General features: G+C 66.5%; 26 protein-coding genes. 16 read left to right on the top strand and 10 right to left on the bottom strand.

The window, feature by feature from the left end; all coding sequences use genetic code 11:
- From C6C15_RS01160 to C6C15_RS01150, 3 genes are read left to right on the top strand one after another with little or no spacing between them, the layout of a single operon-like run.
- The gene (locus tag C6C15_RS01160) at positions 1–1,860 is read left to right on the top strand and encodes an ABC transporter permease (protein WP_324970198.1); all 1,860 of its coding nucleotides are present in this window, start codon (positions 1–3) and stop codon (positions 1,858–1,860) included.
- Positions 1,857–2,879, top strand: a complete 1,023-nt coding sequence (locus tag C6C15_RS01155) for a LacI family DNA-binding transcriptional regulator (RefSeq protein WP_105949083.1) — start codon at positions 1,857–1,859, stop codon at positions 2,877–2,879. The genes C6C15_RS01160 and C6C15_RS01155 overlap by 4 nt, the downstream gene beginning before the upstream one ends.
- Positions 2,880–2,921: 42 nt before the next feature.
- Positions 2,922–3,800 (top strand): metallophosphoesterase, encoded by an 879-nt coding sequence (locus C6C15_RS01150; RefSeq protein WP_105949082.1) that lies wholly within the window; start codon positions 2,922–2,924, stop codon positions 3,798–3,800.
- Between the two features lie 4 nt (positions 3,801–3,804).
- Here the strand turns inward: C6C15_RS01150 and C6C15_RS01145 are convergent, their stop codons facing one another.
- Positions 3,805–4,317 carry a hypothetical protein gene (locus tag C6C15_RS01145; RefSeq protein WP_105949081.1) on the bottom strand — a complete coding sequence of 171 codons (513 nt, stop codon included), beginning with the start codon at positions 4,315–4,317 and terminating at the stop codon, positions 3,805–3,807.
- Positions 4,318–4,395: 78 nt separating this feature from the next.
- On the bottom strand, positions 4,396–4,941 hold the full coding sequence (locus C6C15_RS01140; RefSeq protein ID WP_158698497.1) for a hypothetical protein: 546 nt from the start codon (positions 4,939–4,941) through the stop codon (positions 4,396–4,398).
- A 243-nt stretch (positions 4,942–5,184) separates the two neighbouring features.
- On the opposite strand from C6C15_RS01140, the gene C6C15_RS01135 reads away from it, so the two are divergent.
- Together C6C15_RS01135 and C6C15_RS16955 are read left to right on the top strand one after the other, a co-directional pair.
- A complete protein-coding gene (locus tag C6C15_RS01135; protein ID WP_105949079.1) occupies positions 5,185–6,687 on the top strand; it encodes a SulP family inorganic anion transporter in 1,503 nt (500 codons plus the stop codon).
- A gap of 81 nt (positions 6,688–6,768) precedes the next feature.
- Positions 6,769–7,275 (top strand): hypothetical protein, encoded by a 507-nt coding sequence (locus C6C15_RS16955; RefSeq protein ID WP_158698496.1) that lies wholly within the window; start codon positions 6,769–6,771, stop codon positions 7,273–7,275.
- A 101-nt stretch (positions 7,276–7,376) separates the two neighbouring features.
- Here C6C15_RS16955 and C6C15_RS01130 read toward each other — a convergent pair whose 3' ends face one another.
- A complete protein-coding gene (locus tag C6C15_RS01130) occupies positions 7,377–8,396 on the bottom strand; it encodes a DUF4041 domain-containing protein (RefSeq protein WP_234024200.1) in 1,020 nt (339 codons plus the stop codon).
- Between the two features lie 365 nt (positions 8,397–8,761).
- Positions 8,762–10,012 carry a hypothetical protein gene (locus C6C15_RS01125; protein WP_105949077.1) on the bottom strand — a complete coding sequence of 417 codons (1,251 nt, stop codon included), beginning with the start codon at positions 10,010–10,012 and terminating at the stop codon, positions 8,762–8,764.
- 294 nt (positions 10,013–10,306) lie between these two features.
- Between C6C15_RS01125 and C6C15_RS01120 the strand changes: the two genes are divergently transcribed.
- Both C6C15_RS01120 and C6C15_RS01115 read left to right on the top strand, forming a co-directional pair.
- Positions 10,307–10,642 carry a nucleotide pyrophosphohydrolase gene (locus tag C6C15_RS01120; RefSeq protein ID WP_105949076.1) on the top strand — a complete coding sequence of 112 codons (336 nt, stop codon included), beginning with the start codon at positions 10,307–10,309 and terminating at the stop codon, positions 10,640–10,642.
- Positions 10,639–12,378 (top strand): DUF2075 domain-containing protein, encoded by a 1,740-nt coding sequence (locus C6C15_RS01115; protein WP_105949075.1) that lies wholly within the window; start codon positions 10,639–10,641, stop codon positions 12,376–12,378. Before C6C15_RS01120 ends, C6C15_RS01115 begins: the two co-directional genes overlap by 4 nt.
- On the opposite strand, the gene C6C15_RS01110 is transcribed toward C6C15_RS01115, so the two are convergent.
- Positions 12,368–12,988 carry a MerR family transcriptional regulator gene (locus C6C15_RS01110; RefSeq protein ID WP_105949074.1) on the bottom strand — a complete coding sequence of 207 codons (621 nt, stop codon included), beginning with the start codon at positions 12,986–12,988 and terminating at the stop codon, positions 12,368–12,370. The two genes, C6C15_RS01115 and C6C15_RS01110, sit on opposite strands and share 11 nt — an antisense overlap.
- A 70-nt stretch (positions 12,989–13,058) precedes the next feature.
- Between C6C15_RS01110 and C6C15_RS01105 the strand changes: the two genes are divergently transcribed.
- Positions 13,059–13,577, top strand: coding sequence for a DUF4188 domain-containing protein (locus C6C15_RS01105; RefSeq protein WP_105949073.1), 519 nt, complete (start codon positions 13,059–13,061; stop codon positions 13,575–13,577).
- Between the two features lie 12 nt (positions 13,578–13,589).
- Here C6C15_RS01105 and C6C15_RS16950 read toward each other — a convergent pair whose 3' ends face one another.
- Positions 13,590–13,763, bottom strand: a complete 174-nt coding sequence (locus tag C6C15_RS16950) for a hypothetical protein (protein ID WP_158698495.1) — start codon at positions 13,761–13,763, stop codon at positions 13,590–13,592.
- 65 nt (positions 13,764–13,828) lie between these two features.
- Between C6C15_RS16950 and C6C15_RS01100 the strand changes: the two genes are divergently transcribed.
- The 7 genes from C6C15_RS01100 to C6C15_RS01070 all read left to right on the top strand — a co-directional run bounded on the left by C6C15_RS01100 (position 13,829) and on the right by C6C15_RS01070 (position 18,418).
- Positions 13,829–14,878 carry a hypothetical protein gene (locus C6C15_RS01100; RefSeq protein ID WP_158698494.1) on the top strand — a complete coding sequence of 350 codons (1,050 nt, stop codon included), beginning with the start codon at positions 13,829–13,831 and terminating at the stop codon, positions 14,876–14,878.
- A gap of 10 nt (positions 14,879–14,888) precedes the next feature.
- Positions 14,889–15,119 carry a hypothetical protein gene (locus C6C15_RS01095; RefSeq protein WP_060921304.1) on the top strand — a complete coding sequence of 77 codons (231 nt, stop codon included), beginning with the start codon at positions 14,889–14,891 and terminating at the stop codon, positions 15,117–15,119.
- A 299-nt stretch (positions 15,120–15,418) separates the two neighbouring features.
- Positions 15,419–16,252 (top strand): hypothetical protein, encoded by an 834-nt coding sequence (locus C6C15_RS01090; RefSeq protein WP_105949071.1) that lies wholly within the window; start codon positions 15,419–15,421, stop codon positions 16,250–16,252.
- Between the two features lie 156 nt (positions 16,253–16,408).
- Positions 16,409–16,750, top strand: coding sequence for a YciI family protein (locus tag C6C15_RS01085; RefSeq protein ID WP_105949070.1), 342 nt, complete (start codon positions 16,409–16,411; stop codon positions 16,748–16,750).
- Positions 16,747–18,048 (top strand): RNA polymerase sigma factor, encoded by a 1,302-nt coding sequence (locus tag C6C15_RS01080; RefSeq protein ID WP_199787678.1) that lies wholly within the window; start codon positions 16,747–16,749, stop codon positions 18,046–18,048. The genes C6C15_RS01085 and C6C15_RS01080 overlap by 4 nt, the downstream gene beginning before the upstream one ends.
- Positions 18,045–18,200: a DUF2599 domain-containing protein gene (locus tag C6C15_RS17460; protein ID WP_105949069.1), complete on the top strand. Its 156-nt coding sequence runs from the start codon at positions 18,045–18,047 to the stop codon at positions 18,198–18,200. The genes C6C15_RS01080 and C6C15_RS17460 overlap by 4 nt, the downstream gene beginning before the upstream one ends.
- Positions 18,201–18,232: 32 nt before the next feature.
- Complete coding sequence (locus C6C15_RS01070) at positions 18,233–18,418, top strand: hypothetical protein (protein WP_105949068.1); 186 nt, start codon at positions 18,233–18,235, stop codon at positions 18,416–18,418.
- 20 nt (positions 18,419–18,438) lie between these two features.
- Here C6C15_RS01070 and C6C15_RS01065 read toward each other — a convergent pair whose 3' ends face one another.
- Positions 18,439–18,705, bottom strand: a complete 267-nt coding sequence (locus tag C6C15_RS01065; RefSeq protein WP_105949067.1) for a hypothetical protein — start codon at positions 18,703–18,705, stop codon at positions 18,439–18,441.
- Positions 18,706–18,901: 196 nt separating this feature from the next.
- Positions 18,902–19,474 carry a TetR/AcrR family transcriptional regulator gene (locus C6C15_RS01060; RefSeq protein ID WP_234024199.1) on the bottom strand — a complete coding sequence of 191 codons (573 nt, stop codon included), beginning with the start codon at positions 19,472–19,474 and terminating at the stop codon, positions 18,902–18,904.
- A gap of 75 nt (positions 19,475–19,549) precedes the next feature.
- Between C6C15_RS01060 and C6C15_RS01055 the strand changes: the two genes are divergently transcribed.
- Entirely contained in the window at positions 19,550–20,551 is a 1,002-nt protein-coding gene (locus C6C15_RS01055) for an SDR family NAD(P)-dependent oxidoreductase (RefSeq protein WP_105949065.1), read from the top strand.
- 61 nt (positions 20,552–20,612) lie between these two features.
- Here C6C15_RS01055 and C6C15_RS01050 read toward each other — a convergent pair whose 3' ends face one another.
- Positions 20,613–20,945 carry a hypothetical protein gene (locus C6C15_RS01050; RefSeq protein ID WP_105949064.1) on the bottom strand — a complete coding sequence of 111 codons (333 nt, stop codon included), beginning with the start codon at positions 20,943–20,945 and terminating at the stop codon, positions 20,613–20,615.
- A gap of 43 nt (positions 20,946–20,988) precedes the next feature.
- The gene (locus C6C15_RS01045; protein WP_105949063.1) at positions 20,989–21,858 is read right to left on the bottom strand and encodes an NAD(P)H-binding protein; all 870 of its coding nucleotides are present in this window, start codon (positions 21,856–21,858) and stop codon (positions 20,989–20,991) included.
- Positions 21,859–21,879: the final 21 nt, after the last annotated feature.

Genomic DNA, 21,879 nt, shown 5'->3' with positions numbered 1-21,879 from the left:
ATGAGCGCTCCGCAGAACGACTCCCGCCCGGTGCCGCCGCCGTCCGCGGCCATGACCGACGCCCCCGGCGCCCTGACCACCGAGGCCGCCGAGGCGGGCACCGCGACGAAGCCCCGTCTCCGCCACGGACGGCCCGGCAGCGTGCGCGCGATGCTCCGCTCGCCGCTCGCCTGGGTGACCGGCATCGTCGTGATCTGGTTCGCCGCCGCCTTCCTCGTGCTGCCGAACGCCGAGCTGCTCGCCGCGACCTTCTTCCCGGACGGCCAGTTCAGCATCCGCGCCGTCGAGAAGCTCCTCGGCAGCGAGCGCGCGCTGAAGACGCTCGGCAACAGCTTCCTCCTCGCGATCACGCTGTCCGTCACGGTCAACGTCGTCGGGGTGTTCATCGTGCTGGTGACGCAGTACTTCCAGGTGCGCGGCGCGAAACTCCTCTGGCTCGGCTACGCCACCACCCTGATCTACGGCGGCATCGTGCTCGCCGCCGGCTACAACTTCATCTACGGGAAATTCGGCTTCGTCACGAACCTGATGGTGAACATCTGGCCGGACATGAACCGGGACTGGTTCTCCGGCTACTTCGCGGTCGTGTTCGTGATGACGTTCGCGACGACGACGAACCACATGCTGTTCCTGTCCTCGTCGCTCGGCAAGGTGGACTACGCGTCGATCGAGGCCGCGAAGCTCATGGGTGCCTCAACCTGGACGATCCTGCGGCGCATCGTGCTGCCGGTCATGAAGCCGATGCTCTTCGCGGTCACGGTGCTGACGTTCCTCATCGGTCTCGGGGCCCTGACCGCGCCGCTCGTGCTCGGCGGGCCGGACTTCCAGACCGTCGCACCCCTTATCATCGACCTGTCGCGGAGCCCGATCACCCGCGACATCGCGGCGCTGCTGGCGATCGTGCTCGGCGTCGCGACGATCATCCTGCTCGCGATCATGAACCGCGCCGAGAAGTCCGGTGTGTACTTCTCGGTGGCGAAGGTGGCGACGCCGATCCAGAAGCAGCGCATCCGCAACCCGTTCGCGAACGCGGTCGTGCACGTGGTCGCCTACTTGCTCTGGGTGATCTACCTCATCCCGGTCGTGCTCATCGTGATCTTCTCGTTCGTGGACGCGCGGAGCATCCTCGCCGGATCCATCACGCTCGACAGCTTCACGCTCGACAACTACATCACCGTGTTCTCCAGCGCGGCGGCCCTCCGCCCGTTCATCGTGAGCGTCGTCTACAGCGCCCTCGCCGCGGTCATCGTGGTGGGCGGGCTGCTGTTCGTCGCGCGGATGATGCAGAAGCACCGCAATCTGCTCACCACGGCCATCGAGTACGTGCTGCACATCCCGTGGATCCTGCCGATCGTGCTGATCGCGCTGGCCTTCGTGATGGCGTTCGACGCCCCGCAGCCCCTCGTCGGCAACATGGTGCTCACGGGAACGCCGGTGCTGCTGCTCGTCGCGTACATCTGCGTGAAGATCCCGTTCACGCTGCGGCTGCTCAAGGCCGGGTTCGCGTCCGTGCCGGACTCCCTGGAAGACGCCTCGCGCATCCTCGGCGCCCGCTCGCTGACCACCTTCCGGCGCGTGCTCATCCCCCTCGTGCTGCCGACCGCGGCCGCGATCACGGCGCTGAACTTCAACAGCCTGCTCGACGACTACGACGCCGCGATCTTCCTCTACCACCCGCTGTACAAGCCGCTCGGGGTCGCGATCCAGGAGAGCACGCGCGGGGAGAACAACCTCGACGCGATGCCCATCACGTTCGTCTACACCGTGCTGCTCATGATCATCATGGGTGTCACCATGTATCTCGTGTATGGACGAGGTTCGCGCGCCGGAGCGCCCCGCCGACGGAAGCAGCGCGCATGAGCGGGGCGGATGCCGGGACGCCCGCCCTGCGGGTCACGATCAGCGACGTCGCCGCGGCGGCCGGGGTGTCCCGCGCGACGGCGACCAGGGCACTGAAGGGCGAGGGGCGGTTCGCGCCGGAGACGCAGGAGCGCATCCTGGAGGCGGCCGAGCGGCTCGGGTACGTGCGCAACACGATGGCCGCCGAGCTCGCCGCCGGACGCACCGGCACCGTCGGCCTCATGCTGCGCGATGCAAGCAACCCCGCGTACGGTCTGCTCTTCTCCCGGTTGCAGGAGGAGGCGCATCAGCGCGGCCTCGACCTCGTGACCGTCACGATCGGTGCCGACGAGCAGGGCGCCAAGCAGGTGAATGCGCTGCACCGGCTGCTCGGCATGCGCGTCGCAGGACTCATCGTCGCGACCGGCGGCATCTCCGCGGCGCAGCTCGAGCCGTTCGCCGACCAGGTGCCGATCCTGCGCGCCGGGCGCGTGGAGTCGGCGGGCCGCATCCACACCGCCCACTACGACGACGAGGGGCACGGGCGCCTGCTCGCGGAGCACATCGTCGCGCTCGGGCATCGGACCGTCGTCGTGCTCGCCGGAAGCCCCGACGCGTCGTACCCGGAGCACCTGCGCGCGCTCGCGATGCAGGAAGTGCTGACGGGGGCCGGCGTCGCCGTGACGATGATCTCGGCCGGCGCGCGTCCCGATGACGGCGTCGACGAGGCCCTCGCCGCCGTGCGCGCAGGGGCGACCGCCGTCATGTGCGCCTCGGACTACCGGCAGCTCGCCGTCATGCGCGCCGCCCGCGCGGCCGAGCTCCGCGTGCCGGAGGACGTGAGCGTGACCGGGTGCGACGGCATCCTGCCCGGCGCCGATCTGCTCGGGCTCACCACGCTGCGGATCCCCGTGGAGGCGGTGGCGGCGGCCGCCGTCGAGACCATGCAGCAGCTGCTCACCGCGGACGAGCCGGAGACGCTCGTGCGCCGCTCGTTCACGGGAGCACTCGTCCCCGGCTCCACGGCCGCCGCCGTCTGACATCTGCCCCGACCTGCCTCCGTCCGCCGACCAGGAAGAGACATGATCCTCACCGAACACCCTCGCCCGTCGCACACCTTCGTGCACATCTCCGACACGCACCTGCCGGGTGAACGGTCGCCGCTGTACGGCAGCGGGGCCGACGCCGACGCGAACCTGGCGGAGATGCTCGACCGCCTCGTCGCCTCGGGTCTCCATCCCGACGCGCTGCTATTCACGGGAGACCTGACGGACCGGGGCGATGCCGCCGCCTACCGGCGACTGCTCGAGCTCGTGACGCCCGCCGCCGATGCGCTCGGCTGCGAGGTCGTGTGGGCGGCCGGCAACCATGACGACCGCCGCGCCATGCGATCGGAGCTCGGACTCGCGGGGGCGGGTGACGAGCCGATCGTCGAGGTGCGGTGGTTCGGGGGGATGCGCGTCATCGTCGTCGATTCGACGGTGCCCGGCGCGCATTGGGGGGAGGTGCCGTCGTCGCAGCTGGATCGGCTGGAGGGAGAGCTGTCGACGGCGGCACCGCAGGGCACGCTGCTGCTCATCCACCATCCGCCCCTGCCGACGGTGCTCGACCTCGCCGTGACGGTCGAGCTGCGGGATCAGGACGCGTTGGCCGCGGTGCTGCGGGGGTCTGACGTGCGGGGCATCCTGTCCGGGCACGTGCACCATCCGTCGTTCGGCACCTTCGCCGGGATCCCCGTCGCCGTCGCCTCGTCGAGCGCGTACGGGCAGGACCTCGCACAGCCCGTGGGTGCCACCCGCGGACAGGACGCCGCGCAGGGCTACAACCTCGTGCACGTTTACGCCGACACCATCGTGCACTCCGCCGTCTCGCTCGAACGCGGGGCGGACGTCGGGGAGCCGGTCGCTGCCGACGAGGCCGGGCGACGGATCGCCGGCGTCGGGATCGACTGGCGGGACTAAGCCGTCACGAGGTGGTCATCGGCGTCACCTCGACGTCGATCGAGCCGAACGGGAACGGGCTGAACACGGTCCAGGAGTCGCCGGTGAACTGCTCGATCGGGATCAGCGCGAACCACACGTGCGAGACGATGATCGCGACCACCACGAGCAGCCCGACGCCGTACTGCGCCCACTCCAGGGTCCGCAGCGCCGCGCGCTCGTCGGTCGCCTTCATCACGCGACCGAGCGCGAGCAGCAGGATGACGGCGATGGCGATGTAGACGAGGGGGCTCGGCGCGAGCGTGAGCTGGATGCACTGCGGAGCCTCGTCGACCGGCTGGCCCGCCGAATCGATGAACCCGCCGTTCGCGTCGACGCCGCCGGGGCAGATGCCTTTGCTGGCGGCCATGAACACGGGGTAGAGGAATGCGGTGATCAGCGACCAGAGGAGGACGCGGCGGATCGCGGCGATGACCACGGCGCCGGGGAGCGCGGCGGATGCCGTGTCCGGGGAGGTGGAGGGGGCGAGCGACGACATGCGGGGGCTCCTCTCGGGGCGGTCGTGTTCATCCTGGCGGATGTGGAGGGTGGGTGGAAGGGGAGCGGGTAGCGGCTCCTACGCCGTGAGCACTCTCGTCTTGGACTCGTCGTAGAGGTACTTGCGCTCGGAATCGATCTCGACCAGGGCACCTCGCGTATCGCGGAACCACCACGCTCCCGCCGAGTCGCAGAACGTGAGCTCCACATACGGCGCGAGCTTCCGCGCGGGGCCCTTGGCCCAGGTGAGCCAGCGCTCGAGCCCCCGCTCGGTGAGCCGGACCTCCATCGGGTTCCGCCCGCTCGGCGGAACCACTCGCGTCTTCGCTGCGTAGGAGCAGACGCTGCCGAGCTGTATGCCGAGCGTCACCTCGTACACCGGCGCGGAACCGAGATTCTGGACCCGGAGCTCGACGTAGCTCTCGCCGTCCTCCCCCTGCTGGATCACGGTCCACGCGGAGACCATTTCGGCCTGCTGACGTCTCATCGCCGCTGACGCGCGATCCTCGCGGGCACGCTCGAGCCTGTACGCGCGCCAAGCGGCCCAGCCCGCGAAGAACGCGGCCACTGCCGCGAGCACCGTCATCATCGCCGCGAACGAGTCCGGATTCCAACCCCACTGCATGCTGAACGCTCCTCCGATTACGTAGCCGCCCGTTTCGAGGCTAGCGACGGTGGCGCGGAGGGCTTGCATCGGAGCGATATCTCAGGGTCGTCGACGCGCACATGAGTAGAGACGCCACACCCCCAGACGAGACGAGACGCCCGACAATCCGCGAGTCGATCGGCTCGACTACTCAAGACGCGGCACGTCAGACGTAGGCTGGAACGTCTGCCTCCTCTCTGAGGCGCCTTCCCCTGGAGCTCCATGACTGCAACGACGGTCGACGACCGCGCCCGCTATCGCGCCCACCCCTCGGTGCTCGATGCGCTGAAGAACCCGCGACTGCTGACTCGGGAGGTGCTGGCCGGGCTCGTCGTCGGACTCGCGCTCGTCCCGGAAGCGATCGCGTTCTCGGTGATCGCGGGGGTGGACCCGAAGGTCGGGCTGTTCTCGTCGTTCATCATGGCGGTGTCGATCGCGTTCCTCGGCGGGCGACCGACGATGGTGACCGCGGCGACGGGAGCCGTGGCGCTCGTGATCGCTCCCGTCGCGCCGACGTACGGGCTCGACTACTTCATCGCGACGGTCATCCTCGCCGGGATCTTCCAGGTGGTCCTCGGAGTGCTCGGCGTGGCGAAGCTCATGCGATTCATCCCCCGCAGCGTGATGGTCGGGTTCGTGAACGCGCTCGCGATCTTCGTGTTCAGCTCGCAGTTCCCGCAGCTCATCGACGTGCCGTGGCTGGTGTATCCGCTGGTGGCGCTCGGCATCGTCGTGATGCTCGTGATGCCGAAGATCACCAAGATCGTGCCGGCGCCGCTCGTGTCGGTGATCATCGTGACGGGTGTGGTGCTCGCCTTCGGGATCACGGTGCCGACCGTGGGCGATCAGGGTGAGCTGCCGCGGAGTCTGCCGTCGCTGTTCATCCCGAACGTCCCGCTGACGTGGGAGACGTTCACGATCATCGCGCCGTTCGCGCTCGGGGTCGCGCTCGTCGGGCTGATGGAGTCGCTGCTCACCGCGAAGCTCGTCGACGAGATCACCGACACCCACTCGAACAAGACGCGCGAGTCGTGGGGGCAGGGCGTCGCCAACGTGCTGTCCGGGATGTTCGGCGGCATGGGTGGGTGCGCGGTGATCGGTCAGACGATGATCAACGTGAAGGCGTCAGGCGCGAGGACCCGTATCTCCACGTTCTGCGCCGGGATCTTTCTGTTCCTGCTGGTCGTGGTGTTCGGAGACTTCGTCGGGACGATTCCGATGGCGGCGCTCGTGGCGGTGATGATCATGGTCGCGATCGGGGCGTTCGACTGGCACAGCGTGCGGCCGTCGACGCTGAAGCGGATGCCGAAGAGTGAGACGTTCGTGATGGTGGCGACCGTTTCGTTGGTCCTGGTGACGCACAACCTGGCTGTCGGGGTTGTCGGCGGGGTGCTGGTCGCGTCGGTGCTGTTCGTGCGGCGGGTGGCGCACTTCGTTTCGGTTCGTCGAGTTCCGGGGCCGGGGGACGATGTGGTGACGTATGTCGTGGAGGGGGAGTTGTTCTTCGCGTCGAGCAATGACCTGACGACGTTGTTCTCGTATACCGAGGATCCGGATCGGGTTGTGGTGGATCTGTTCGGGTCGCACGTGTGGGATGCGTCGACCGTTGCGGCGTTGGATGCGATCGAGACGAAGTACGCGGGCCTGGGGAAGACGGTGGAGATCGTCGGGATGAATGAGAGTAGTTCGCGGATGCGCGGGCGCTCGACCGGTGCGTTCGGATAGGCGTAAGCGGACACACGAAGTACGACCCGATGCTGCGGCACTCGGAATCGGGGCATGATCGATTGCGCTTAGGCTCGCGGCATGAAAATCAATGATGTAATCGGCCTTATCGGGGGCGTGGCTGCCATAGCGGGTGCTGTCGTAGCTATTTGGCAGGCCATTGACGCCAGGCGGGCGCGGGATGAAGCCAAGCGCTCCAGCGTCGACGCGGCTTCGCTCGCCGAGCAGTCAAACGCCGCATGGCAGCGCATCGCTAGCGCCCAAGAGATCGTCGCCCAGGCACACCGACCGAAGGCGTGGGGCGTACCCAGGCTCGGGTTGGGGGATCTCTGGGCCATCCGGAACACATCTGAAAGGACAATCGTTGTCGACCGCATAGACGCCAAGCCGGAAGCAGCACAGCCACTGTTGCAGGTGCACGAGGCCCTCCCCCAAAAGTTCCGCGCAGGAGAGCTGCTGGAGTTCTACGCACGGGCGCGGCATTCGCTCGCTATACGAACAATTACCATCGTTTGGAGATTCGATGGCGAAGATCAAACGCACGACTCTGCCCGCACTCTTGACGGACGGCCTTCTCGCGGGCGCTAAAAAACTCAGCAACGGCATCCGAGGTCCAAAACCCGGTCTAGCGGCTAACGCTCCCGGTCAAGATCCGAACCATTGGTGTAAAAACTACATAGGCGGCGAACTCAGATTGCTGGCCATAACCCCACCGATTGCCGGTACTCGGTGGCCTCGGCGTCCTCATTAAACTCAAGGATGTTTCCGACTTTACTCAACAGGACCTCGCGCACCTCCGATGGCGAGGCAAAAAAGAACTCCTTGCGCGCATTCGCTCGGTTAACCGCTCGGTCAGCGAAGTGCCGGTGCAAGTCCGCCTCGAGCGTGACAGCATCTTCGGAGAAGAACAGCGCATGCGTGTCGAACCGAAAAGGGACGGACGCCCCGCCCAGCTCGAAGATTCGCTCGCGCGGTTCGAGCCGTCGAGTCAGCCCGATCTTCACGACATTCTTGCCGAACGCACCTTGATTAGAAATGACATAGACATAGCCGGCACGGATATTCGCCGCACGGAAGTCATTTTGAACAATCGCTTCATCAATCGCCGCCAGGCGCTCAACAAGGGCCTCGTCAGTGCCTCCGGCCTGTTGCAGCGCTGCGAGCGTATTGACGAGGTGTAGTCGTTCCTTGTCAAGGCGCGCCCGTTCCTCAGCAAGTTCGCGCTCGACCTGTTTCTCTTCGCGAAGCCGCGCGCGCTCCTCGCGCTCAGCTTCACGTTCCTGCTGCTTCTTGATCAGCCAATCGGCGGTCAGCTCGATCTCTCGCACTCGTAAGTCATGAAACTCCTCACTGATGTGCATCTCCATCAGTCGCCCAAGTTTCGCGATAGCTCGTCTAGAGGCATCCAGCCGCTTCATTGCCGTCACGACGTTGCCAGCGCGTAGGGTGCGGATGGCATTGTCGGCCTCAGCGTTATACGCCCTAAGCATGAGCTTCGCGAGGTCATCAGTCATGCGGCGCCCCTGCGAGAGCGAGTTATTCAAGGTAAAGAGTTCGGAGCGCACAATCGCGCGCCCCGAACTGATGACCTCGGCCACAACGCGCTCGAGATCACGAAGTTCGTCTTGGTAGGCGGCAGCCGACTCGAGCGGGTGATGGTAGCGGTAGATACCGACGTCCTGGAGAACGCGAGCATCGTCAAGTTCCACGTACTCACGAGCTGTTGATTCATTGATCTGAGCGCGAAGCGAAGCATTCTCCGCTTCAAGGTACGCAAGCCGACCCGCCTCCGTATCTGCCGGAGCCGCTGGGAGACTGGAGCTATTTGGCATGGATCGATGGGCGCTTGCTCCCGCTTCAGCACGAGTCCGAGCGGGCTCTACTTCAGCGACATCGGGCGCGCGGACCGCAGCTGCGGTCGGTGCCTGAGGCACGAGAGTGTCCGACAACCAGAGCTGCCAGTCCGCGGGTGGTTCTGGCCAAGACGGATCAGGAGTCCACCCCGCGGGAGGAGTCCATCCAGCAGGCGGCTTCGGCCACCCCGGCGGTGGATTAAACACTCGGCCCCGCTCAGTCATCGCGCGCGCCGCACGCCGCCGGCCGTTATCGGCGTCAAGCCATACGGGTTCTTCGATACCGCGGCTCCGAGGTGCTCGAGCGTTGCGAGCGGAACAACCGCAGACAGGTCGAGCTTCTCGAACTCTTCTCGGCTCGCCGCAACTGCGACGAACGGCACGTAAACGGGCTGCCCTGTTGCCGGACTAATCGTGTCCGTGCCGAGTTCGAGACTGATCGATTGAATCAGCGAACGACGGTCTGCTTCGAAAACCTCGTGGATGGATCTCAACGCGATGTTGTTCACCAACAACGCGTATCGGTCCTTCATCTCCTTTTGGGACGCCGCGACCGGCGCAATCTCGTCCGAAGCCTTGACGTACTTGTAGTGCTTCGCGCCGGGCACGATCTCGGGTCCCGGGACGATCACCCGTATTCTGAGTTCAGCGTCGCTCGGCTCGAAACTCGCGCTGTGGGAGACGGTGAGCCACTCGGGATACACCGAGTTCGCGAGCACGATTGAGATGTACTCCTGGACCGCGTCAACGGTTCCGTACGCCAACCCCGCAATCAATTGATCAAGCTCTTCGTTCTGCTCCGCAGCTTCGCGCTCCCGCTCGGCAGACTCCTGCTTGTACTGCTCGACAGCCGCCGACAGTTCCGCCTGGCGCTTTCGTTCCGCCTCTTCGTACTGCGACTGTGCGGCCGCACGCTGCGCCGGGAGCGCATCGGAGATTGCCTTCCATGCCCAGTAGTCGGCGGCGTACTGAGCCTCAGCGGCTGCCGCGGCCTGCTCTTGCTTTTGCTTGCGGCCAAACAACCCCTTGGTGACCTCGGGCTCCCGCTTTACGGGGAGCGGAGGATCAGGAATCGGAGCCGGCGGCGGGAGAGGATACTGGAGCTCCGGGCGATGGAACGGCGGATGCTGCGCGACGACACGCAGCGACTCGAGGTTAACGAAGTCATCGACCGCGAGAGTGGCGGCGAGCAATCCATCCAGCTCCGCCAGCCGTGCGTGGAGGTCGGCCGTCATATCTTCCGCCTCGGCCAGGCGGGCAGCTGCGTAGGCCTGCGCAGCCTCTCGCTCAAGACGCTTCCTGTCTTGTTCTGAAGCGCGCTCTGCAGCGAGCTGCGCCCGCTCGGCCGCGCGTTGCGCAGCGGTCGCCTGCCGCACGGCTTGATCATGCTGGCGTTGCGCCGCCCGCTGACGCTGCTCTGACAGTTTTGCCTGGTGCTGCACCTCAGCGAAGAACCCTCTACGACGTGCCATGTTTCCCCCTCGAATCCTCCCGCATTCTAGCGATGTGGCGACCGCCGACGCTCGGCTGTTCTGCGGCACGGGCGCACGCAGCACCTTCGCGCTTCGAACATGACGGGGCTTACTTGACTCCACCCGCGACAACTCGGCGGCGCACTTCCGCTACCATCCCAGCGCCGTGTACCTACCCGGCGGCACGCAGAAATCCGACCTCAATAAAGCTGCTCCCCCTCGTTACGCTTCCGAAAGCAAGCTAAACAGGCGGTGTCCTCGGGGCTCCTACCCCGACCCTGCTAGCGTCGCATCATGCCGTCGCCGCAGACTCTCGCCGCCCTTCGTGCTTTCGTCGCGGAACGAGACTGGGACCAGTTCCACTCGCCAGAGAACCTCGCCAAGAGCATCGCGATCGAGGCCGGTGAGCTCCTCGAGTGCTTCCAATGGTCTCCTGACTTCGACCAAGAACACGTCGAAGAAGAGCTCGCGGATGTCATCACGTACTGCATCCATCTCGCGAACAAGATCGGCGTCGACCTCGATGAGATCGTCCTGAAGAAGCTGGAGTCTACGAAGGCGAAGTACCCCGTCGAGCTCGCCAAGGGCCGCATGACGAAGTACACCAAGCTCTCCGAGGCGGCGGAGTGACGGAGTTCAGCATCCAGCGCCTCCCGTTCCGTCGTGACGCTGTTGATACGTGGGCGCGTGACGACGCCCGGCACACAAACTGGCCGGTGGTGTACGTGATCGAGGGGGACGCCCGCCGCAGTTCGCCCGGACTCTACGTCGGTGAGACCGTGAGTGCGGCCACGCGGATGCGTCAACATCTCTCTGGGTCAAAACGGAACGAGTCCCTCAAGTCGATTCGCGTCGTCGTAAACCACAGGTTCAACAAGTCAGTGTGCCTCGACCTTGAATCGCATCTCATTCGGTGGTTCTCGGGCGACGGACGTTATCGCCTCCTCAATGGCAACGACGGCCTGACTGACGCGCAGTACTACGACCGCGATATCTACCGCGAGTCCTTCCGTGACGTGTTTGAGGCATTGCGAGCAGAGGGACTTTTCTCTCGGAGCATCCCACAGATCGAGAACTCGGACCTCTTCAAGCTGTCGCCGTTCAAAGCTCTCACCGAGGACCAGGGCATCGCGATCATGGACATCCTGGAGGGGCTTCTCGAAGATCTCCAGGACCCGGGCGCTCGATCGACCCTCGTTGTGCAGGGCAACCCCGGAACGGGAAAGACGATCATCGCGATCTTTCTCATGAAGCTGCTCGCCGATATCCGTGACTACCGAGACCAGGACGGCATCGAGCCGGACTCGATGTTCTCGGAGTTCTTCGTCCCGGAGAATCGCGATCTGCTGAGGACACTTCGAATGGCCCTCGTGATCCCTCAACAGTCTCTGCGGATGTCGGTGAAGAAGGTCTTCAAGAGGACGCCCAAGCTCGACGCTTCGATGGTGATGTCGCCGTTCCAGCTGGGTGAATCGGATCAGCCATACGACCTCGTGCTTGTCGATGAGACCCATCGTCTCGGGCAGCGGGCCAACCAAGCATCGGGCGTGCAAAACAAGAAGTTCCGCGAAATCAACGAGGCGCTGTTCGGGAGCGACGATCCTCGATACACCCAGCTCGACTGGATCAAGGCCCGGAGCAAGCATCAGCTCCTGCTCGTCGACGGCGAGCAGAGCGTGCGGCCCCATGACCTTTCCCCGACAACGCTTAGCGCAGAGGTGTCTCAAGCGAAGGACGAGCATCGGTTCTTCCGTCTGACCACCCAGATGCGGGTACAGGCTGGCGCCGATTATGTGGAGTTTGTTCGCGCCGTTCTTCGGAGCGAACAGCCGTCGCTTCCAGATCTCGGCGACTACGAACTCCGCCTCTTCGACGACCTTGGAGAGATGCGCGAAGCCATCCGCCAGAAAGATGCTGAGGTGGGACTTTCCCGACTTGTGGCCGGCTATGCATGGGATTGGGTGTCGCGGAATCACCCGGAGGCCTTCGACATTGAACTCGATGGCGAGCGACTGCGGTGGAACGGCACGGATAAAGACTGGATCAACTCAAAGGACTCACTCGAAGAGGTCGGCTCGATCCACACCGTGCAGGGGTATGACCTCAACTACGCCGGCGTCATCATTGGGCCAGACCTTCGCCTGGACCCCGCGACGGGTCGGATCGTCGCCGATCGGGAGAGCTATCGCGACAAGAAGGGCAAGGAGAACACCGGTCATCTGAAGGATACGTTTGGGGACGATGACCTGCTGACGTTCATTCGAAACATCTACGGGGTGCTGTTGACTCGAGGGATGCGTGGAACCTACGTCTACGTGTGTGATCCGGCGCTTCGGGAGCGTCTCGCCGCCGCGCTTACCCGTTGAGTTCGGGCCGGCTGAACCGCTCTCGCGAGCTCACCTGCTGCGCCACCCGCCGCAACGCCAACAACAGCGGCTCCACCAGCACTGACCCCAGCACCACGTACCGCACCGCCGCCTCCGCAGACTCCTCCGGCATCCCCGCGATCTCCGCATCCGCGATCCGCCGCGCGCTCGCTAGGTACTCCGCCATCACCGCCTCCGGCACTGTGAACCCGACGCGCTCCAGCCCCTGCAACGCTCGAGCGACCGCGTTCAGCACCGCGGGGTCGCACATCCCCGGCTTCCACCCGAGCCGGGCGGCGAGCGCCTCGGCGCCGGCGAGGTCCAACGAGTCATCGGCTGGCGGGGTGATCGCGGCGTGCGCGGTCCCCAGCAGCTCGTGCGGGTTCGCGGGCGGGTCATCCAGCGCCGCGACCACCCGCCGCGTCTCGGCGACGCTCACCCCTGCATCGAGCAGCGCCCGGATGACGCGCAGCCGCTCCACGTGCTTCTCGCCGTAGACGGCCTGCGTCGCGGACGTGCGCTCGCCCTCGGGCAGCAGCCCCTCGCGTAGGTAGTACTTGATCGTCGGCACGGTCACGCCGGTCTGCGCTGACAGTTCGGAAATCCTCATGGCCACCTCTTGACTTCGATAGTAGCGCTATCCATTATGGATAGCATTGCTATCTAATCGAGGAGTCGCCATGTCGAAAGTCATCACGGGCCGCATGACCCACCGCCACGAGGGCGAGCTCGTCGTGTTCCACATCGGGATGCAGATCAACCGGTGGTGGCGCCCCGACCTGTGGCTGCCCGCGTTCGTCGCCATGCCGCGCATGCTCCGCGAGCTCAGCACCGAGCCCGACTCCGGGCTGCTCGGCTACCAGCTCCTCCTCGGGTCGGGCGGGCCCTACGTCGTGCAGTTCTGGTCGTCCGTCGACAAGCTGTACGCCTATGCGTCGAACCCGGACCAGCAGCACCGTCCGGCCTGGACCGCCTTCAACCGCGCCGCCCGCAAGGCTCCGGGAGCGGTCGGCGTGTGGCACGAGACGTTCCTCGTCGACACCGCCGAGAGCGTGTACGTCTCGACGAAGCGCATGGGCCTCGCAGCCGCGACGGAACTCGTGCCCGTACCGCGTCGCCACGACCGTGCGCAGGCGCGGTTCACGGACGGACGGACAGTGGCCCCGACGACAGCACCCGCACATGGGCCGACAGCGTGAGGGGGATCGCTCTCAGCTTCCGGACGGGCGTCGAGGTGCGGATGGCACGCGCCCCCGGGCACGGCTCCGGCGCCGCGCGATCACTCGCGATACCGCGCGCACGAGCAGGAACGCGAGCACGAGGATCACGACCGCGACCGCTGCGGTGATGGCGAACCCGGTCCAGCTGAAGAGCGACGCATCCATGCCTGGATCCTAGCGCTCCGCATGCTCCTGGGCAGGTCCCTCGAATATATTGCATACGTCGTCGTATGAGGTCTTCAATTAGTCACAGGCGGGCAATTGATCTGATCGGAGAGAACGTGCGCAAACACCTCAGACTCGCCAGCCTGCTCACCGCTGCGATCGTCGGCTCATCATCCCTCGCAGCCGTCCCGGCCGCCTCCGCGGATACCGGTGCGGACGGAACTGACCTCGCGACCGAGGAGATCGTCGCGCTGGTCACGGAGGTCGCGCCCGTGCCCATCATCGCTGCCCAAACGACCGAGAGTTCCGAGCAGATCGTGGCCACCCTCGACGGCGGCGGAAAGGCCACGATTGCCGCGGCACCGGACGACGGGATTTCCGTCCTCTTGCCCGACGGTGAGGAAACGATGTCCGTGTCGCTTCCCGGCGCTGGCCACCTTGATGACGCGACCGGCGGAGAGGACGGGTCAGTGACCTACCTCGGCGACGCGAACACGCCATCGATCAACGTCATCGCCGGCAAGGAGAAGATTCGCGCGAGCACGATCATCAGCGACGCCTCGCAGACCGAACGCTTCGAGTACGACTTCGGCGGAGGGGTGACGGTCGAGATCCAGCAGGACGGGAGTGCGATCGCGTATACGACGGAAGAGGTCACCGACCCGGACACGGGCGTGACCACCCCGATTGAGAGGATCGTCGCCGACGTCGCGACGCCCTGGGCACGGGATGCGGCTGGTATCGACGTGCCGACACGGTACAAGGCCTCCGGATCGACGCTGGTTCAGGTCGTCGAGCACCGCAGCGGCAACTATACGTATCCGATCGTCGCGGACCCGACGTTCGACCGCCCCAACTTCTTCCAATACCGCATGCGATTCAACCGAGCGGAGACGGCCATCCTCTATGACAAAGGCCTTGGCGCACTCGGAGGGCTCGCGTGCGGGACCATGGCACCCGTCTGCCTCCTCGCCGCGGGATCACTGGTGTGGAACGCCGGCATCGCTGAGAAGTCCCGACCGAAGAAGTGTGTGCAGGTGACGGCGACCCAGCCCTATGTCGTCCCCGGTCTCGTCTGGTGGGTCGATACCTACCGCGGCGGACCTTGCCGGTGAGGAACAGACGATGAAGCCCACGTGGTTCTCAACGATCACACGCCCTCGAAGCCATCTCATCGCGACCCTGTGCGTATGGGGCTGGTTTCTTGCGGTGCTCGTGGGAGCGAACTCCGTGCCCCAGCTCGCTCCCGCGCTCGAAGCGACTGCGGCGACGGGCGCCGCGGTGTGGTTCGGCGCGATGATGAAGCGATACCACGACGCGCGCCAGGATGGCACGCCGCCCGGCCCCGCGCCGTGAGCCACGGCCGGGCTGCTGTACGAGAGCGCGACGCTGCCGCCGCACCGCCAACTTGGCCTGGGCAGCCACAAAGGGATCTACCGGGATCCGCGTAAGTGGCACATCCGTCTCCACCTATCGAGCGCCGCCAGCGCTGCGGCACGAAGGAACCCCAATGTTCGGAAACGTCTTCGCGGTCACCGTCATCCTTCTCTGGTTCGTCGTCGTCGGCGGCGTGGGGTACGCCATGTACTTCATAGGAAGAGCGGCCTACCGCCAACTTCGGCACAACTCTCGTCACGATGTCGAGCAGGAGCGACGTGGGCGCCCGGATCTTCGTTGATGAGCCGCTCGGAGTCGACCGCTTGAGGTTCTCGGTGGTCTCGCAACGCCGTCAGAACCTCGTGGCCACGCTCAGCCTGTGGAGCATCTTCACACTGAGCCTCGTCGCGATCCTGACATCCTGCTCTCCCGAGGAAACGACACCGTCGACCGCCTCCTTCGCACGGACATCCGCGACTATCGTCCAGCCGACCAACGCGACCTATCCGATCAACCTGATCTTCGTGGCCGCGCCCGACGACGCGATCTGGACCGACCTCACCGGCATCGTGCTTTCGGACGAGTTGTCGATCCCGCCGGGCGACTTCACCGTCATCCGTGGAGACGGCACCAACGGGGTCATACTCGGGAACGTCACCTTCACTGTCGACGTTGCCGCCGCCGGGCTGTCGTTCCGCACGGTCGGCCTCGTCTTCGCGGGCTCTCCGACGATCACCCAGGTGCCTGTCGGCAGCTGGTCACTGAGGGGCGCGCCGGCCGACGATTTCGCCTCCGCAGACGCCGGTGCGGATGTGGTCGGGATGCCGAGGTGCACAACGGCCGACTTCCCCGTTCCTGAGGCGGTGGCGTCGGTCCAGCGCTTCGACCCGGGCTCACCAGATGTCCGCCCAGACGAGGTCTCATTGGACGCCCGGTCGCACAGCGTCACAGCGGAACTCGCGTGCGAAGGAGACTTCGACTTCCGCATCATGAGCCCGTCCATCGACTACACGGACGACAGCGGCAAGGCACGCACCACTCGCCTCGCGCCCGTGTCGATCGGCTTTCAGGATGTCACCGATGCGGACCTGCAGCGCATTCGGAGTCGTTGACGCATCACGAGGAGGGAACCAGGGTGTTCAGCCCCGCCCCGGAGCCGGATTTCAGTGCCTTGGGCGCGATCCGCCATTTTCCGGACCGGTGTCCTGCGGGCTGGTGGTCATCCGTCGTCTGAGTAATTGGATGTAGAAAGACCTTGAGGAGAACACATGCGCTACGTACTTTTCATCTGCACCGACCCGACCGCTGAGCCCTATGTCGAGGCCGAGGACAACGCCGGGGATTGGGTGGCGTCGCTGCAGGACAGCGGCTCGTACGTCTTGGGTGACCGTCTGCGGCCTGTCGAAGACGCCACGACCGTGCGCGTCCGAGCCGGCGATCGGATCGTGGCCGACGGACCGTTCACCGAGAGCCGCGAATGGATCGCCGGGTTCGACGTGATCGACGCCGACGACCTCGACGCCGCGATCGAGATCGCCGCCGCACACCCGATGGCCCGGTTCGGCCTGGTGGAAGTGCGTCCCGTCTGGCCGCTCGGGTCGACGATGTGACCACACCGGAGGAGCCGCCGGGCACGCTTCCGGATGCCATGGCCGCCGTGCGGCACGTGGCATCGATCGAGTACGGCCGTGTGGTCGCGAGCGTGATCGGCACAGTCCACGACTGGACTCTCGCCGAAGACGCCGTGCAGGACGCTCTGGCTCGAGCAGTCGAACGGTGGCCAGGCGGCGGGGTTCCGGCGAACCCCGCCGCCTGGGTCACGACCGTCGCACGCCGCCGCGCGATCGACCTCGTCCGTCACGCTGACGCCGAGCGTCGGGCGGTGGCTCGACTGGAGCACGAGCCGCACGGTGGCGCCGACATCGCCCCGGAAGCAGACGGCCACGACGACGCGTTCCCGCACGGGGACGAGAGGCTGAAGCTGATCTTCACCGCCTGCCACCCCGCACTGACCTTGGAGGCCCGCGCGGCGCTGACGCTCCGCACCGTCCTGAACGTGTCGATCGAACAGCTCGCCGGCATCTTCGCGGTCGCACCCGCAACGATGGAGAAGAGACTCGTGCGGGCTCGAGCCAAGATCGCGCACGCGAACATCCCGTACCGCGTTCCGGATGCCGCGCAGCTCGACAGTCGAAGCGCGAGCGTCTGCGAGGTCCTGTCCGCCCTGTTCACCATCGGCTACTCCGATCCGACGCTCCAGCCCGACCCCGGCGCCGAGGCCATTCGACTTGCTCGGCTGTGCCGGCAGCTGCTCCCCGCGGACTCCCCGGCTCGACTCGAGTTCACGGGCCTTCTCGCCCTCCTGCTCCTTCAGCACTCCCGCCGCGCGGCACGCACGACGCCCGACGGCCTGTCCGTGCCGTTCGATGAACAGGATCGCGAACTGTGGGATGTCTCCGAGATCGACGAAGGGCTACGGCTTCTCGACAACGCCGTAGAGGAGGCGGCACGGGCGGGCATCCACGGCGGACGACACCTCATCCGCGCCACCGTCGCGGCCGAATACGTCCGCCCCGCCCCGGGGACCGAGATCGACCACGCCCGCATCGCCGACATCTACGGGGTGCTGGAACAGGTGGATGCGTCGCCGTTCGTCCGCCTGAACCGTGCGGTCGCCGTCGCGAACGCGGGACGACCGGCCGAAGCCCTCGCACTGACGGAGGCGCTCGAAAGCTCGCTGGGAGGACACCACCTCTACTCAGCGGTTCGGGGAGATCTCCTGCAGCGCCTCAAGCGCGTCGAAGAAGCGAGCTCCGCGTTTCGCGCTGCCGCGCGTGCCGCTCCGACGGAACGCGAGCGACGGTCTTACTCCCAGCACGCGGACGACATCGCCTCGGCGTCGACGTGACCTGCGCCCCTCCCTCGTACGAGGGCAACGAGTTCTATAGCCAGCTTCGGTGCCACGCCGACATCGCCTCGTTCAAGGCGCCATGGAACCTCGACGCGTGGCGACCTGACGCAAGTTACAGCGACGTCTTGGCCGCAGGATGCAACCCGTAGGAGCGATTGTGAAGCAACAAACGAGACGAGCAATGGTCAGCATGGGATTCGTCGGTGCCGGCGTCATCATCCTCGCCATCGTCATGGCGATTGCTGACGGCTACATCTCAGACGCGGAGCACACGACTGGGAACGTCGCACCTGCTGCTCTGACCGGCCTGCTCGGCGCATGCCTCATGCTCCGCGGCTTCGGAAGCATCCTCCTCCGAAAAGAGTGACCAAGGGTCTACAGCTCTGCTCACTCGGCCCCGCTACCGGACATGGAGCGATCGGTGAGGTTGACGCCGATCGTAAAGGCAAGGAGCCCGATCACGAGGTACACCGGTAGCGCATCTCCGGCCGAGCTGTCGAGGTTGCCCGACGAGCCGAACCACGCAAGGACCCCGAACCACACCAGAACGGGAACGATGGCGAGAAGAGTGCCGAGCTTCCTGCCGACCCGCCCCACCAACGCCCCCCAGAGGAGAAGAGCCGCGCCCACCGCGACAAAAAGCATGATGTCCACCTCTAGCAGTTCCTCACCCACGGCCACCACACGCCCGCCGGCCCCGACACGATGCCGCGGGATCGCGTTCGCTGTGTCATGCGACACATGAAACCATACATATGAGGTCACAAGCGATATTCTCGACTCGGGGTATCCGACGAGTGCAGCATGCAGAACCGCGACCGTCGCGCCGCACAGCAATCCAGCGCAACACTCAGCGCGCCGCGATCCCCCGCAGCAAGCGCACCACCGTCTCCTCCACCCGCTCCGCACTCAACGGCTGCCCGATCAGCGCGGAGTACGAGGCGATCGCGATGAACTCGTCGGCGACCGCGGAGGCATCCACGTCGGCCCGCACGTCTCCGTCCGCCCGTCCGCGCGCCACCCGCTCAGCCACCCACTCCCGGATCGGCGCCGCCAGCCGCTCGTTCAACACCAGCCCCAGCTCCGGGTCGGCCGCCGTCACCTCGATGAGCGCCCGCGCCAGCGAGACGCCCTCAGGCCGGGCCAGTCCCGCGGACACCGCCGTGAACCACGCACGCAGGTCCGCGCCGAGGTCATCCGTCATCGGTACGACAACATCCGAACCAGGGACCGCCCCTTCGAGCAGCGCCTCGCCGAGGATCGCGGCCTTCGACGGCCACCACCGGTAGATCGTCTGCTTCGACACCTCCGCCTCAGCCGCGAGACCCTCGATCGTCACGGCCTCGTACCCGTCTGCGGCGAGCGCACGACGCATCGCCTCCAGCACGGACTGGCGGGCCTTTTCACTGCGAGGACGGGGCACCTTTCGAGCGTACAGAGGCGTACACTGGGACATAAGTAGACGCACCGTTGCGAAACCCGAGCAAGGAGAAAGAGCATGGCCCTCACCGCACACTCCACCATCGGCGACTGGATGAACGACCCCACCGGCGGCCCGCTCATCCGGGGCCTCTTCGAGCAGACGGGTGCCGACCCCGAACTCCTCACCCCCGTGCTCGGACTCCCCCTGCAGCAGCTCGTCGCCATGAGTCAGGGCCAGCTCCCGCAGTCGGTCGTCGACGACCTCGTCCGCGCCGCGAACAACGGCGAGATCCCCGAGGACAACGCCTCCGAGGGCTGGACCGAGAAGGTCACGGCGGGCCGCTTCGCGGGCAAGACCGTCATCGTCACGGGCGCCGCCTCCGGCATCGGCAAGGCCACCGCTTCCCGCATCGCCCGGGAAGGCGGACGCGTGATCGCCAGCGACATCGCCGCCGAGAAGCTCGACGCCCTCAAGGCCGAACTCGCGGATGCCGACATCGTCACGGTCGCGGGCGACCTCACCAAGCAGGACGCGATCGACGCCGTCCTCGCCGCGGCGGGCGACCGCATCGACGGGCTCGCGAACGTCGCCGGCATCAACGACGACTTCTCCCCCGCGGGTGAGACCCCGGACGCGGTGTGGGACCGCGTCATCGCGATCAACCTCACCGCGCCGTTCAAGCTCATGCGTGCGGTCATCCCCGTGATGGAAGCCGCCGGTCGCGGCGCGATCCTCAACGTCTCGAGCGAAGCGGGCCTGCGCGGCAACGCCTCGGGCAACGCCTACACGGCCAGCAAGCACGGCATCATCGGGGTCACCAAGTCCGCCGCCTTCATGTACGGGCCGAAGGGCATCCGCGTGAACTCCGTCGCCCCCGGCGGCGTCGCCACCGGCATCCCGATGCCCCCGAACATGTCCGAGTACGGCTCCGGCCGCCTCGCCCCGTTCCAGCAGGCCATCCCGACCGTCGCGACCGCCGAGCACCTGGCCGCGTCGATCACCTTCCTGCTCTCGGATGACGCCGTGAACATCAACGGCGCGATCCTCGCCTCCGACGGAGGCTGGTCCGTGCAGTAACGCGACTCCCCGGAACCGACGCCCCCGCCGACCCGAACGGCGGGGGCGTTCTCCGTCTGGGTCAGCGCCTCTGCGTGAGGACCGTGGTGGCGAGGGCGGTGGCGATGACGCCGAGTGCACCCACGCCCAGGAGCACAAGACCCGCGGGCCAGACCTCGCGCGTGAAGACGTCGTAGCTGTCGCTGTACTCGACGATGTGCTTGACCGTCCCGACTCCCGTGAGGCTGATGCCGACGATCAGGGCGACGACGGACACACCCCACGCGACGATCCATCCGAACCGGTTCGCGGCCAGCCGGCGCCGCTCCGCGCGCTCGGCCTGCTCCGCCTCTGGCGCGGTCCCTGACCGTGCGTCGTCATCGGTCTCGTGCATCACCTCGGATGTGGTCTCCATGGCCGCACCATATCGGACGGGACCGGTTCCGGCAGGATGCCGGTCACACCACCCCGAGGAGCTCCTCGCGCACCCACGCTTCGAGAGTCGTCGGCGTCGTCGAGAGGACGGACCGCGCCTGCTCGGCCACGAAGCCGTCGCGGAGCCCGGTCGACATCCCGAGCACGGCCTCGGCCATCGCCTCCGGCATCCCGGCGGCGCGGAGCCCCTGGCGCATCTCCTCGTCGTCGATGCGCTGCACGGTCACCTCTCGCGCGAGCTCGCGCGTCAGGATCGCGGCGACCTCGCTCCAGCCCAGGTCCGCGGGTCCATGCACGGCCTGCACCCGCCGCCCCCTCCACTCCCCGTTCAGCAGCGTGAGGGCGGCGACCTCCGCGATGTCGCGCGGCGCCACCCAGGGCATCCGGAAGTCCAGCGGCAGCACGGTGGCGAGCGTCCCTGCCCGCAGCGACTCGACGTCGAGCAACAGGTTGGTGAAGAAGTAGCCGCAGCGCAGATGCGTCACGTCGATGTCGAGGGCGTCGAGCGCGACCTCCGTGGCGGCCAGGCCGTCGATCTCGCCGACGCCGTGCCGCTTCTCCGCGCCGACGCTGCTCTGGAACACCACCCGCCGGACGCCGTTCGCCCGCACAGCCCGGACCAGGGCCTCGGTCGCACGGGCGTAGTCGGCGAGCGGGTCGTCGGAGAACACCGACGGATCCACCCAGTACAGAGCATCGACGTTCCGCGTCGCGGCGACGACCTCCTCGGGATCGTGCGAGTCGGCCCGCGCGACGTCGACGTAGGGGCGCAGGTCGGCGGCGATGCCCTCCGGGTTCCGGGCGAGCAGCAGGGGGCGGACGCCGGCGCGGATCAGCATCCGCGTGAGGTGGTGCCCGACGTGGCCGTTGGGAGTGGCGACAGCGATGCGCATGAGGGTCCTCTCGGTCGGTGT

This window comes from Microbacterium sp. str. 'China' (genome assembly GCF_002993305.1).
Taxonomy (GTDB): Bacteria; Actinomycetota; Actinomycetes; order Actinomycetales; family Microbacteriaceae; genus Microbacterium; species Microbacterium paraoxydans.
Note: the sequence above shows the minus strand (reverse complement) of the source record. Positions and strands in the feature narration are given on the sequence as shown.